The organism is Methylobacter sp. (assembly GCF_004322395.1).
Taxonomy (GTDB): Bacteria; Pseudomonadota; Gammaproteobacteria; order Methylococcales; family Methylomonadaceae; genus Methylobacter_A.
Genome location: NZ_SCTW01000025.1, coordinates 1 through 13,874 on the forward strand (window position 1 = coordinate 1; position 13,874 = coordinate 13,874).

9 protein-coding genes and 5 pseudogenes are annotated in these 13,874 nt (G+C 48.1%); 6 read left to right on the plus strand and 8 right to left on the minus strand.

From position 1 onward, the window contains the following. Positions 1 to 162: pseudogene (locus EPO18_RS03440) on the minus strand (IS5/IS1182 family transposase); the annotation flags it as partial. Positions 163 to 489: 327 nt separating this feature from the next. On the opposite strand from EPO18_RS03440, the gene EPO18_RS03445 reads away from it, so the two are divergent. Together EPO18_RS03445 and EPO18_RS03450 are read left to right on the plus strand one after the other, a co-directional pair. Continuing rightward, complete coding sequence (locus tag EPO18_RS03445) at positions 490 to 1,035, plus strand: hypothetical protein (RefSeq protein WP_292430550.1); 546 nt, start codon at positions 490 to 492, stop codon at positions 1,033 to 1,035. A gap of 341 nt (positions 1,036 to 1,376) precedes the next feature. After that, complete coding sequence (locus EPO18_RS03450; RefSeq protein WP_292430553.1) at positions 1,377 to 2,810, plus strand: L,D-transpeptidase family protein; 1,434 nt, start codon at positions 1,377 to 1,379, stop codon at positions 2,808 to 2,810. Between the two features lie 431 nt (positions 2,811 to 3,241). Here EPO18_RS03450 and EPO18_RS03455 read toward each other — a convergent pair. The 3 genes and pseudogenes from EPO18_RS03455 to EPO18_RS03465 all read right to left on the minus strand — a co-directional run. Then, positions 3,242 to 3,379: pseudogene (locus EPO18_RS03455) on the minus strand (tyrosine-type recombinase/integrase); the annotation flags it as partial. Between the two features lie 17 nt (positions 3,380 to 3,396). Continuing rightward, on the minus strand, positions 3,397 to 3,732 hold the full coding sequence (locus EPO18_RS03460; RefSeq protein ID WP_472850871.1) for a transposase: 336 nt from the start codon (positions 3,730 to 3,732) through the stop codon (positions 3,397 to 3,399). 158 nt (positions 3,733 to 3,890) lie between these two features. Beyond that, entirely contained in the window at positions 3,891 to 5,672 is a 1,782-nt protein-coding gene (locus EPO18_RS03465) for a glycoside hydrolase family 15 protein (protein ID WP_292430557.1), read from the minus strand. Positions 5,673 to 6,578: 906 nt separating this feature from the next. On the opposite strand from EPO18_RS03465, the pseudogene EPO18_RS20675 reads away from it, so the two are divergent. Both EPO18_RS20675 and EPO18_RS03475 read left to right on the plus strand, forming a co-directional pair. Further along, positions 6,579 to 7,087: pseudogene (locus tag EPO18_RS20675) on the plus strand (tyrosine-type recombinase/integrase). Positions 7,088 to 7,531: 444 nt separating this feature from the next. After that, positions 7,532 to 8,284, plus strand: coding sequence for a carbonic anhydrase (locus EPO18_RS03475; protein ID WP_292430563.1), 753 nt, complete (start codon positions 7,532 to 7,534; stop codon positions 8,282 to 8,284). Positions 8,285 to 8,454: 170 nt separating this feature from the next. Here the strand turns inward: EPO18_RS03475 and EPO18_RS03480 are convergent, their stop codons facing one another. From EPO18_RS03480 to EPO18_RS03490, 3 genes and pseudogenes are all read right to left on the minus strand, one after another. Then, complete coding sequence (locus EPO18_RS03480; RefSeq protein WP_292430566.1) at positions 8,455 to 9,114, minus strand: peroxiredoxin; 660 nt, start codon at positions 9,112 to 9,114, stop codon at positions 8,455 to 8,457. Positions 9,115 to 9,697: 583 nt separating this feature from the next. Next, the gene (locus EPO18_RS03485) at positions 9,698 to 10,201 is read right to left on the minus strand and encodes a hypothetical protein (protein ID WP_292430569.1); all 504 of its coding nucleotides are present in this window, start codon (positions 10,199 to 10,201) and stop codon (positions 9,698 to 9,700) included. A gap of 57 nt (positions 10,202 to 10,258) precedes the next feature. Continuing rightward, positions 10,259 to 10,450 (minus strand): annotated as a pseudogene (locus EPO18_RS03490) (integrase core domain-containing protein); the annotation flags it as partial. Between the two features lie 354 nt (positions 10,451 to 10,804). Between EPO18_RS03490 and EPO18_RS03495 the strand changes: the two are divergent. Beyond that, on the plus strand, positions 10,805 to 11,674 hold the full coding sequence (locus EPO18_RS03495) for a pirin family protein (RefSeq protein WP_292430571.1): 870 nt from the start codon (positions 10,805 to 10,807) through the stop codon (positions 11,672 to 11,674). Positions 11,675 to 11,677: 3 nt separating this feature from the next. Then, entirely contained in the window at positions 11,678 to 13,486 is a 1,809-nt protein-coding gene (locus EPO18_RS03500; protein ID WP_292430573.1) for a monovalent cation:proton antiporter-2 (CPA2) family protein, read from the plus strand. Between the two features lie 189 nt (positions 13,487 to 13,675). On the opposite strand, the pseudogene EPO18_RS03505 reads toward EPO18_RS03500, so the two are convergent. Further along, positions 13,676 to 13,874: pseudogene (locus tag EPO18_RS03505) on the minus strand (type 1 glutamine amidotransferase domain-containing protein); the annotation flags it as partial.

The window sequence follows — 13,874 nt, forward strand, 5'->3', positions numbered from 1 at the left end:
TGCCAATGGCTTAACGCCTTTAAATTCTAATTGGTTTAAATCGAGTTGTTCGACAAAAACGTCTATCACTCGAACCGGATTGTCTTCAGCAACATAGTCTTCCAGGTGTTCTGGAAATAAGGTGCCTTGAGTGCGGTCTGCACTTTGAATGAACCGTTTCATCTGCTCTGCCCATCAGTTGCGGTGAGCATATTTTACTATAATCAGCGTTTTTACACAGCCTGGATCCAAACCAGACTGTCGAAAGCTGGTTATATAAGTATTCGCACATATCCCAAAACGCTGAATTAACGCTTAGGCTACTCTAGGATGGAAATCAGCGTGTAAAAGTTACCAATTTCAGCATTGCTTTTTACCGATTCACTAACAAATAAACCCTAGAAAACAGTTAATAATAATTTTCATGGTCAGATTCGATGCTGTTTACTGGCAAATATTCAGCGCTGAATAACACATTCTCAATTCACTATTAAAATTTAGGAGTAACCGATGAAATATAAACACCTAGCCCTCATTAGCGCTATTGCCGCTGTTAGTCTTCCTGCAATAAATACTGCACAAGCACAAGCAGATAAACCCGTCGAAGCTCATGGCAAAGCTGTGAAAGAAGCAGCCGAAGTTGGAGCTGCGGCTGACGAAGGAAAGGAATTAGATATGTTCCGTTTCAGTCTGCGTATGGAGAAATTGGACTTCATTAAGAAAGCGATGAAACTGTCCCCAGAACAAGAAAAAAAGTTTTTGGATCAATACTATCTTTATGACACTGAATTGAAAAAGTTAAATGACGAGCGTCTAGCAACCATCAGTGATTATGCGGCTAAGATTAACAATATTACGGGTGCTGAAGCAGACAAACTGGTCAAACGTATGTTTAATTTCCGCAAAAACCGCACGGCACTGCTTGAAAAGTATTATGGCAAAATTGCAAAAGTAACATCAAAAACTATTGCTGCACGTTTTCTGCAAGTAGAAAACATTTTGCAAGGTACCAGCGATGTGAAAATTGGTTCTACACTTCCTTTGATGCCTGAATAATGAATAACCTGCGTGGGGCGTTACAGAATGCGGTGTTATTACTTCTGTATTGCTCCATGCTGACTTCATCTTGAAAAGCAACCGAGTAGTGTGCTTAGGCGAAGAAATTCATGAACCATGCCGGCAAGTTCTTGAGGCACAAAACCACTTTTAGATTCTAGGACTGTAAAACAGCATCGAATATTTACCACTTTCAGCGCTTGTTTTGTCGGTCTATTCACAAAAATAAACATTAAAAAGAACAATGCGATAACAATTTTACACAGTCAATTACGACGCTGTTTAGTGGAAAATTTTGGACGCCGATTGACACGCTTCTACCTGTAGTCGGCTGGTTTCTAATGTCCAAGCCACATCGCGTCCCGTACCCGCCATTACTACTTACGCCTATGAAGTCATTGAAAAAAACATCAGCCAGCCTGCCGCATACGGGAATAGCCCTGCCTTTCGTGCTGTTGGCCGTCGGCTTGCTCAGCGGTTGCCAGCTTGAGCCTACTACTAAAAATGTTTTAGAACTTCCGCCTATAACAGGCTTCCCGCAGCCTACCATAGCCCCCCCGCCGGACACGGTAGAAGAGATTCAGCCGAAACTTGCCGATATTACCGCCCGCGAGTTCGCCATCGCCAAAGACAGCGGCATCGTTGGCGGTCTTGCCGAGATCACTGTGCAAGCTGGCGACACCTTGCCTGACATCGCCCGGCATTTCGGCTTGGGCTATAACGACATCACCATCGCCAACCCCGTTATCAACCCCTGGACTCCTGAAGCGGGCGCACGCGTGATGCTGCCGTTGCGGTTCATCCTGCCCGATGCGCCGCGCAAAGGCATCGTGCTCAATCTGGCGAACATGCGGTTGTTTTATTATTCCTCGAAACAACCGGATGCCGTGTTTACCTACCCGATCGGCATTGGCCGTGAAGGATGGAATACCCCACTAGGACAAACCACTATCGTCGCAAAAACAGTCAAGCCGACATGGACCGTCCCGGAATCCATCCGACGCGAACACGCGGCAAAAGGCGACCACTTGCCTAAAACGGTGCCCCCGGGTCCCTATAACCCGCTCGGCGATTATGCGCTACCGCTAGGCTTTGGCAACTACTTGGTCCACGGCACCAATAAGCCTTACGGCGTCGGCATGCAGGTTAGCCACGGTTGTGTGCGGCTTTACCCCGAAGACATCGAAGTGCTGTTCAAAAAAACTTCGGTCGGGACGCCGGTGCGGATTATCCACCAGCCTTATATGACGGCATGGGACGGGGACATGCTTTACCTGGAAGCCCATGAACCGTTGCCAAAATGGGCGGGACAGAAAGAGCGGCAGCAAAAGTCGCTGTTGAAACAACTGCGCCAAACCGCCGACGAAAGAGGTGTAACCGTGGATTGGGAGAAAGTCGACCGCATCCTGCAACGTGCCGACGGCATCCCCACCCCGATCCTGACGGCCAGCCCGGAGTTGCCGGAACTGGTCGCGCAAGTGCCGGAAGTGCAACATCCCGAACATTTCTACGGGCAGCCGGTAGTTCCGGAATTGACCGACAGCGACTTGGTGCTTATAGTCGCCGACTTCGACAACGAGTTGACGGCGCAACAACTGGCGGCAATGCTCAGCCATCAAGGCCCGCCAATACCTGCGCGACAAATTGAAAAAGACGGGTCTTATCAAGTGATCGCCGGTCCCTTCAAAGACCAGAAAGAAGCTGAATCGGTTGCACATCGCATCAAGATGGATTTCGAGATTGATGCCAAGCTAGGGATGATGACTATACAATAGCCCATACGCATCAATTAAGTAAAAAGTGATCAAAACGATGCGCGAAACCGTCGCAGACCTGAAGACCAAATACAAGGAAACGGCGCACGTTGTCGTTTTACACTTTCATGTCCGATTGGAACGGTTCGCAGGATGTTATCCCAGTCGGAAAATCACTGCGATTTTAAGGCACTGGTAGGAGCGGCCTCCTGGCCGCGACCGATATGCGGTAGGCTCTGGCAACACCCGAGTAGTGGAAGAATACAACTGATACCTCTCAAATGACTGCTTCACGAAGTTGACCAGCTATTCATAAAACAATTGCGATTGGCTCATTTTAGCCGCACTGCGGCATTCGCGAAAGGCCGAATCCGACCCTAACCAGCCTTTCGGTTCATATCCTTAAGTGTCAGGTGAGAACCTTATATCGGCCATTAGCAAAGAGCCACCCTCTAAAAATCCGATGGACTTTTGGCTTGCTTTATCATTTTGCTTTGTACCGTATGGGTATAAATCATCGTTGTTCTTAAGTCGCTGTGCCCAAGAAGTTCCTGAATCGTGTGGATATCGTAGTTGGCTTGCAATAAATGGCTAGGGCATTTCTTCGTTAGTTAGAAACATAGCCTGCGTTGTTACAATACTTCAGACATTCATCGGGCTGGAACTGGTCCATGATCTGACCGATAGTCTGCCAGAGCGAGTCATAGGTTCGTGCAGCAGCCTGGCTCAACAGCCCTTTGAGTTTGGCAAAGACTTGCTCAATCGGATTCAGATCAGGACTATACGGCGCCAGATATTTCAGCGTCGCACCTCGAGCTTCAATCAGCGTCTGGACATCGGCGACTTTATGCGCGGAAAGGTTGTCGCCGATGACGATATCACCGGGCTTCAAGGCCGGCCCCAACTGGGAGCGGCAATATTCCTTGAATGCCTCGCCTGTCAACAGAACCTAATGTAAATAATCATTTATGTTTACATATATCTTCATCTCTTATAGGTCGAGCGCGTGTTGTTCTTCGTGCCCGACACCCGACATCTTCGACGCATGATGGTTCTGAAATGTTGGGAGGAAAAGCGTTGCCCGACTTACAAACTAGGAGTTTAGAATGCCTCTTCCCAAGGCGTGGATAACACTCTGGCGGAGTGGATCAGCCCTACCATCGAATAGGTCTGGGGGAAGTTGCCCCATAGCTCGCCGGTACGGGGATCAGTATCTTCCGACAGCAGCCCCAGATGGTTGCGGCAGCGCAGCATTTCCTCGAACATTGCCACGGCGTCGTCGCGCCTGCCTATCGCTGCCAGTGCCCCTATCATCCAGAACGTGCAGATGTTGAAGGCGTGCTCGGGCAAGCCGAAATCATCGGCCTCGATATAACGCATCATATAATTTCCCTTTCGTAGCGCCTGCTCCACGGCTTCGACCGTGCCGACGAATTTGGGATCGTCGGCAGCCAGAAACTGCAAGTCGTGCAATAACAACAGGCTCGCATCCATCTCATCGCCGCCGAAACTACCGACAAAGGTGTTGCGCGCCACATCAAAGGCGCGTTCGAAAATGACATCGCGGATGGTTTTGGCCTCGCTGTGCCAGTAGGCGGCACGCTCGTTCAGCCCCAGTTCGGCGGCGATGCGGCCCAGACGATCGCAGCCTGACCAGCACATGACGGCAGAGAAGGTGTGTACTCGGGCAATGCCGCGGAATTCCCACAATCCGGCATCCGGTTGGTCGTAGAGCTTGATGCACTGTTGCCCGATCTGCTCCAGGCGGTCGAACAGCGCGCGAGTGCCGGGGTGGGCCAAGCGGCGGTCGAAGAAGATCTGCGCTACGGCGAGGATGATGCTGCCATAAATGTCGTTCTGGATTTGGTCGTAGGCCTGATTACCTGCCCGCACCGGTCCGTCGCCGCGATAGCCGGCCAGCGTCTCGACCTTGCGCTCCTCGAGCCGTTCCTCGAGAGTCACGCCATAAACCGGCTGTAGATGGGAACGCGAGGCGCTGACGACGATATTGACGATGTAAGTCAAGTAGTTTTCCATCGTGCGGGTCGCCCCCAGGCGGTTCAGAGCGTTGATGACGAAATAGGCGTCGCGCAGCCAGCAGAAGCGGTAGTCCCAGTTGCGGGTGCTCCCTGGAGACTCAGGAACGGAGGTGGTCATGGCGGCAATGACCGCGCCGCTGTCCTCGAAGCTGCAAAGTTCGAGGGTGATGGCCGAGCGTATGACCGCATCCTGCCATTGAAAGGGAATGGCGAGGCCGCGCGTCCAGCCGCGCCAGTACTTGTGGGTCTGCTCGTATTCTTCGCGTGCCGCAGTGGTAATCGGGCGGCGTAGCGGTTTGTCCAGACCAAACAGCAGATCCGCCGTGCCTTCCAACAGAAAAGGGATTTCTCGCAGGATATAGGTTATCGGCAAGTCGGAGGTGAGGCGCAAGGCCAGCTCCGTCCCCAGATAGCGGATATGGTTGGAGCCGGGGACGGCAGGCATACGTTCCGCCCCGTAGTTCTGGGCCGGCCGCACCCGGACGCGTATCCGCGGCGTGCCGTTCAGGGGACGCAGCCGCCGGACCAGCATCGTGGGACGGAAGATGCGTTCGTAGTGTATGCGGCGGGGAGCGAAATCGGTAATCTCAAGACCAGCGCCAGAGCGATCGAAAAGCCGGGTCACCAAAATCGCCGTACTATGTTCGTAGTGCTGCTCCGCGCGGTCGAAGTTCTCGACAGCTATTTCCATGAAGCCGTGTTCAGGATCGTTACCGTTTATCAAGCTGTTGAACACCGGATCGCTGTCGAAGCGGGGTAGACAGCACCAAACTACGCGTCCACGCCGGTCTATAAGAGCACTGAAACCGCAATTGCCGATAATACCTATTTCGAGACTACTCACTTTCAATCTCCTACGGTTAAATAAAATTCGCTAGTTCCCAAACCCCAGAGACGGTGAATGTATTATTCATATTAGATAGAAAGGCTTATTTAACACAGAGCACACGAAGAAAATAATCTCATTCATTCAATAGATTAAAAACTCCGTATTCTTGGCAACTGCCTCCTGAGTCATCGTCTAAAGCGCCTACTGTTGGTGCTCTCAATCGCTGCTCCAAACGCGATTCTATCTCCCCATCCGTGGTGGAGTCGTACCTCCTGCATCCTTGCAGGAGGTCAGTGTCTTCCGTGATAAGTCTCTTAACCAGAATATTTTCACAGTTTCTCCGGCTTGGGAATTCAGTGTCGAAAGCTCTGGTACTCGGCGCGGCAAACAGGACCCACTCCGTGCCATAGCAAATTCCTACGGCTCAACAGATAGTGTTTAACGATAGGATTGATCTTCAATAACCGAGAACGGCTCTAGTCCTGACATCAAACAACATGAGATAGAAACAAGCCTGTAGGCCCGCAAACAGACAAAAAGCTTTGCTTAGCGATAATTACCTTTTTTGAAAGGCAATAACTATTGGTGCAACTGCTTAGTCAATCTGCTAAAGCGCCACTCAATCAGCAATGCCCAGCTCGATAGGATGTGCCGAACGCAATGAAGCGCATCAATCAAGACTCATACGTCCTCTGTAGCGGCAATAGCCTACAGAGCCAACGGCTGGTTTTGACCGATCAGCGCCCAAACAAAACAGCAGCATGACAATAAATCTCCTTAAACAACAGTTAGGAGATTGTCATGAACCAAGAAATTCAGGATCAAATCACGCAAAATGTTCCATGTAACAAAGGCAAGTTGATTGGTCAGAAATTACCACTAAAATTGAAAGAAATCTGGGCCATACGTATTTGTTTACAGATGGCCAAAAACACTCGCGAACTAGCTTTGTTCAATCTTGCCATTGATAGCAAACTCCGGGGGTGTGATTTGGTCAAGCTCCGAGTTTGCGATGTTGCTCAAGGTAACCGAGTATCGTCCCGAGCCATCGTAATGCAACAGAAGACGCATAGGCCGGTTCAATTCGAAATAACTGAACAAACCCGCGATTCGCTGGAAAATTGGATTAACCATGCTAAGCTGAAACCTGAACAATACTTGTTTCCGAGTCGAGTTCACGATTCGCCACATTTATCAACGCGGCAATATGTTCGAATAGTAGAGCATTGGGTAACTTAACTGGTCTTGATCCGGCCGCGTACGGGACTCATTCGATGCGTCGAACAAAGGCAACCTTGGTATATCGAAGAACTAAGAATTTACGCGCGGTTCAACTATTGCTTGGTCATACGAAGCTCGAAAGCACTGTTAGGTATCTTGGAATAGAAGTCGACGATGCTCTTGAGATTTCGGAGCAAACCGAAATTTAGTTGTTGAAATAAAGGTAGCGATTGCTGCATATGCGGTCGCTACTATAGCCAACGGTCGCAGTCCGACCCCTTTGAGACATTCGGATATGGATTTAAGCTTCCCTATACCGGTCATTGGCAAAGTGGCACTATCGACCCTGCCCGATCAAGCAAATGTGGGCCAATGCAGGACATTTCTAAATTGCGTTTACAGAAGACACTTCGGCGGTTATGTTAAATCACCCGATTAGACAGATCATGCATATATGGGGTTGTATTTTATCGAGAGTTGACGACCGGAACGCCCCAAATAGCAGGAGAGTTCATACCTTGTACAGTTTTGCTCAATACGGGCTTGCGACTTGCTAACGCGAATCCGTGCAAAGTTTTATATTTAGAAAAAGGGGTTCTCACAATTATGATCTCGCTATTTTGATTAAGTTGGTATTACTCGCGGAGATAAATATGAAAGATACTATTGAACATTTTTCTAATGAACACTCATGTTGTAACCGGCGTTCAGTATTAAAAACAGCCTTTGGAGTAACAATGGCAGGGATATTAGGCAGCGTGGGGTTTGGAATACCAAGCATTTCTTATGCGGCAGCTTTAACTAAGGAAGAACGCGATAAGCTGACACCAGATCAGATCATAGCCGGGTTGAAGAAAGGGAATATTCGTTTTCGTACAGGAAAAATGCTAAAACATGACTATCTGGCCCAGAAAAGAGCAAGTGCAGCCGGACAATATCCTTCCGCTGTTATCTTGAGCTGCATTGATTCCCGCGCGCCTGCTGAGATTATTCTTGATGTGGGTATTGGTGAAACATTTAATGCGAGAATTGCCGGAAATATTGTAAATAATGATCTAATCGGAAGCCTGGAATTTGCTTGCGCTGCGGCTGGCGCAAAGGTCATTGTTGTGATGGGGCATACAGCATGCGGAGCAATTAAAGGCGCAATCGATAACGTTGAGCTTGGACGTCTGACTGGGCTTTTGGATAAAATCAAGCCTGCTATTAGCGCGACAACCTATTCTGGTGAAAGAAGTAGTAAAAATGATGGCTTCGTTGATGCTGTAGCCAAAACAAACGTCCAGCAGACCATCAATGAAATACGCAAAGGGAGTGATGTATTAAGCTCTCTGGAAAAAGAGGGAAAACTAAAAATAGTTGGCTCAATGTATCACTTGAATGGGGGCAAGGTTGAGTTTGAGTAACGGTTCTTATCGAGAGCTGACTGTTAATCGGCGTGCAAATTTTGCCAGTTCCTTTTAAAAAACAGCATCCATATTTACCAGCTAAAAGTTTTATCTTGTTGTTTTTATGATTTTAATGACTGGTAAAACCGATGCTGAAACTGGAAAAAATTGGATGCTGATTGATAGCACTAGTGCGGTTGCTTAACCAAACGCAGATATGGCTTTAGTGTTTTCCAACCTTCTTTAAACATTCCTTTTGCTTCCTCATCAGATACTGATGGGACAATAATGACATCTTCACCGTTTTTCCAATTAACTGGTGTAGCGACTTTGTGTTTAGCCGTTAGCTGCATTGAATCTAAAACACGCAGGATTTCGTCAAAGTTACGTCCCGTTGTCATAGGGTAGGTAAGCATCAGTTTAATTTTTTTGTCTGGACCAATGATAAAAACGGAGCGAACCGTTGCATTTGTAGCTGCTGTTCGGCCTTCTGACGAACCTGCCTCATCAGCAGGCAACATATTATAAAGCTTCGCCACTGCCAAATCAGTATCGCCGATCATCGGATAATTAACAGCACAGCCTTGTGTTTCTTCGATATCTTTTACCCATCTAGAGTGGTTATCCACTGGATCAACGCTTAAACCAATAATTTTACAGTTTCGTTTCGTGAATTCAGGCTCTAGCTTTGCCATATAGCCCAGCTCAGTGGTACACACCGGCGTAAAGTCCTTGGGATGAGAAAATAAGATAGCCCATCCATTACCAATCCATTCATGAAAATTAATGATCCCATGCGTTGTGGCGGCTGTGAAATCAGGTGCCTCATCATTTATTCTTAATGCCATGTTTATTCTCCTTTGTGCAGTATAGGGGCTGAAAAAAATACTAAAGAAGGTATGCCGCGTCATTAATACGGAGCTGAATAATATCGGATATTACACGCCACCCCAAAAGTTAGATAATTATTCATAGGCTAGCGAATGAGCTAAAAGTCGAATGTTCAAAACAACGTCCTTTTATTTTAACGACTTTGGGTGATACAAAAAGACCCAAACATCAGATTAACTGGTCGTCCGCAATTGGCTGCTGAGGGTCACTATAGTTTAAAAGCGCCATTCCATTTCAACCGTTAAAAAACCATAACACTTGAAACTAAATACACAATTCGTATAAATACCTAAACGTACTAAAAAATCAGTTATTTTGGTATTCTAAGGCCTTGTTACGTATTTAAATTGTGTAAAAGAGCGCTGAACTTTTGCCAGCAAACAGCGTCAACATTTACCAGTACAGATTATTATCACATTGTTTTAATTTATTTATTTTTCTTTAGACTGGAAAAATAGATGCCGAAAATGGAAAAAATTGGACGCTCTTTTACACTGGAGACCCCGTCAAGGCAGGCCTCCATGCCGCTCGACGTATCGGTTAAGCTTGCAGAACGTCCAGAACCTGAGCCAACTCGGCCAGTATTACACGCTCCTCTTCACTAACACGCACGCCGCCGAACCCCAGGAAAGCCCCTTCCTTAGCCGCGTTCGCGACTTTTTCGCCGAGTTTTAACAGAAAGCTCCTGAAGGCAGCGACATCTTCCGGAGTTCCTTTGCGCTTGAGAAGATCGAGCCCTGCCTGGGACTTATCGGTAGCCGCCTTACGGAAGACAGCTTGAATGCTCTTGAAGTCGCCGCTCGATTTCGCCATGTCCTTCAGCGATTCGATAGACGCCTTGATTTCCTCCTTATCGCAAATCTGCCGGAGCAGTTGGTTTTCACCCTGCAGGGCTTCAACCAGGGTTCCGGCGGGCGCCATCGCTTCTTTGATGCTACCGAAAAGCCCACTCCCCCCCGCAGCGGCGACCGCCAGTACGACGGCATGCGGCGCGTCCCGGAGGATTTCCCATTCAGTAGCGGAAAAATCAGTCTTCATTGCCATATCGTTATTCCTTAGGTTAGGTTAATCAATGTATCTACTTGGGTAATCCCCCCATTTTTAACCTGATTCAAAAGTAGAGGTTAATTGGTTCAATTTTTGTTTGGGGGTTACGCCCCCCAAAGCCATATTAGGCCGTTCATGATTGTAAGACCAAAGCCAGTTTGTCGCAAAATCCTGAACCTCTTCAATGGAGTCAAATAAGTAATGTGCCAACCAATCATAACGAACGGTTCGGTTATAACGACCCACAGGGGACGATCAGTTTTAATTTCTTGATGTCGGCAAATGAACATAATGCTGCCATTCCATCGCAATTTATAAAAGAAACCATTTCATCATTTCTATTTTCATTGTTCGCCGAATCAGTACGTTTGTACTAGTACTTAGTCATTGATATATCGGATGGTTGTCCTCATATATCCAGTTTGCATATTAGTGAGGCTGACAGTTGGCAAAGAAATACCTAGTGCATCTAACGGAGAAACAAAAATATTTCCATACATCTATCGATTATGTTCGCAAGCCGCTAGTGATAAGCATTTGAAACTATGGCATGATCCTCTCTAAGAAACTGTTCAACATTCTACTTGAGATAATTTTCTTATGAGTTTAATTGACCTGACCATCGTACCAAAACCCAAAGATTTGGGCGGATTTTCCGTCCACCGTATCCTGCCGTCAGCCCAACGGCAAATGGTCGGGCCGTTTATCTTTCTTGATCATCTGGGGCCCGCCACGTTCGCGCCGGGCGAGGGCATCAATGTTCGGCCGCACCCACATATCGGCTTGGCAACGGTGACCTATTTGTTTCAAGGAGAAGTGCTGCATCGTGACTCATTAGGGACTGAACAGGTTATTACACCTGGTGCGATGAACTGGATGATCGCAGGACGGGGAATCGCACATTCAGAGCGAACCCGCCCGGAAGAAAAAGACAAATTACATTATGCTCATGGTTTGCAAAGTTGGATCGCGCTGCCAAAGGCATACGAAAAAATGCCGCCGGCGTTTCATCATCATCCGGCAGACAGTTTGCCGGAATGGACACAAGCGGGTGTCACGTTAAAACTGCTCGCGGGATCAGCCTATGGTTATGAAGCCCCCGTGACTATTTACAGTCCGATGTTTTATGTTGAAGTAAAAATGCAGGCCGGAACCCGCCTGAAACTGCCCGTGGAATACCGCGAACGTGCAATTTATCTTATCGATGGCACTTTGCGCATCGGTGATACAAATATCGCACCCAAAACAATGACAGTGTTTGTGCAGGGAGAAACCGTCATTTTGGAAGCTGAAATGCCAACACATCTCATGTTACTTGGCGGCGAACCGTTATCCGAGCCGCGATTTATCGAATGGAATTTTGTCTCCAGTTCACTCGAGCGTATCAGGCAAGCTAAAGCCGATTGGAAAGCAGGACTTTTTGACAAAGTGGCTGGGGACGAGATTGAATTTATCCCGTTGCCGGAGTAACGCGTGGACAGCAACCTTTTCACCGTATTTGTTTTCCTGGCAGCTGCCTGCCTGGTGGTGCCGCTTGCCAGCCGTTTCAAGCTAGGCTCGGTACTTGGCTATCTCGCGGCGGGCATTGTGATTGGCCCATTCGGACTGGGCCTGATTGGAGATGCTGAGAAAATCATGCATTTTGCCGAATTTGGCGTGGTGATGATGCTATTTCTTATTGGCTTGGAGCTGGAGCCTGCCTTGCTTTGGCGTTTGCGCAAATCGATACTTGGACTGGGCGGTTTGCAGGTCGTGCTGACCAGTTCGGCATTCACACTGATCGGCCTGGCGCTGGGTTACTCATGGCAGATGAGCCTGGCTGTAGGTATGGCGCTCTCGCTTTCCTCCACAGCACTGGTTTTACAGATGCTGCAGGAAACCCACCTGATGAATACACCCATGGGTGAAACTTCGTTTTCAGTGTTGCTGTTTCAAGATATTGCCGTCATTCCTATTCTTGTCATCATGCCTTTGCTGGCTATTCATGGCGTTCAAGACCAGCAAATCCATGCCAGTATGATTGCTACCTTACCGGGATGGGCACAAACATTGATTATCGCTTGCGTCATCGCAGCGGTTATTGTGGTGGGCCGTTACCTGTCGTACTACCTGTTCCGGGCGGTTGCCAGAACCCATTTGCGGGAAATGTTTACTGCGCTTTCGCTCGCTGTTGTGGTAGGAATTACACTGCTGATGCAACTGGTTGGCGTATCGCCCGCCTTGGGTACGTTTGTTGCCGGTGTTGTACTGGCAAATTCCGAATATCGCCATACGCTCGGAACCAATATCGAACCATTTAAGGGGTTGCTGCTTGGCCTATTTTTTATTTCGGTCGGCATGGGTATGAATTTTCATTTATTCGCCGAATCGCCGCTGCGTTTAGTGCTGGCCGTCACTGCATTGATGACCATCAAAACGTTGATATTGTTCACGCTCGGCAGATTTTTCGGACTCAATGCCTTGCATAACTCCGGTTTCGCGCTTGCCCTTGCCCAAGGCGGTGAGTTTGCTTTTGTATTGTTCCAGTTTGCGGGTACTTTAAATATTCTGCCTCAGACACAGGAGAAGTTTTTAACCCTAGTGGTAGCCACCTCAATTGCCTTAACCCCATTGCTCATAGCTCTCTACAATCGCTTGATCGTACCGAAATTCTTAAGCGTATTGTCTGAACGTTCCTTTGACAGAATTGAGGAAGAAAACCCTATCATTCTCGCTGGATTCGGTCGTTTCGGACAGGTAATCGGTCGTTTTCTGAATGCCCAGGGCGTTAAAACGACAGTATTGGAAAAAGACCCTGATCAACTCGAGTTGCTCAGGAGATTTGGCTTCAAAGGCTATTTCGGCGATGCGTCTCGTTTGGATTTACTTCACAGTGCCGGTGCAGCTAAAGCAAAACTGCTTATCGTCGCCGTGGATAATCCAGAAACATCTCTTGAAATCGTCAGGCTTGCAAAAGCAGAATTTCCTCGTTTGAAAATTTTCGCCCGCGCCCGCAACCGGCGCCATGCCTACGAGCTTTCTAAAGCGGGAGTGAATTACTATAAACGCGAGGTATTCGATTCATCACTTGAAATGGCCCAACAAATATTGGTTTCTTTAGGCAAAAATGACTCTGACACATACTCCAAAGCCATAAAGTTTAAGCAACATGATGAGGCAACGCTTAAAGCATCTTTTGATTTCTTTGATGATGAACCGGAATTGGTGAGTTTTATGCGCACGCAAAGAGCAGAACTGGAGCGCATCCTACAAAACGATATATCTGGAGATTCTGATAGCTAATAGGGGTTCATTGGTCGAAAGCTGAAAGTCGTCGCGCTCCGCGAGGTTCCTACAACGTTGTATCCACGCGCCAGAAAAGCTAGGACGACGCCCGCGCCAATACCCTGCGAGACTCCCGTAACGATCACTGTTTTCTGTTTGCTTGTCATATACGACTCCTGTGTATTGCCTTTGCGGAAGGCCGGCGGGTCAACTTATGCCTACCGGAGGAGAAGCCAGCAGTTTGATGAGTTCCTGAGCCGCCGCTGTTGAAGACGCCGGGTTCTGACCGGTGATCAGGTGGCCATCGACGATCGCGAAACTCTGCCAGTCGGCGGCCTTTTCGAAGTGACCGCCTAGACGCTTGAGTTCGTCCTCGACCAGAAACGGCACTATCTCAGTGAGGTGA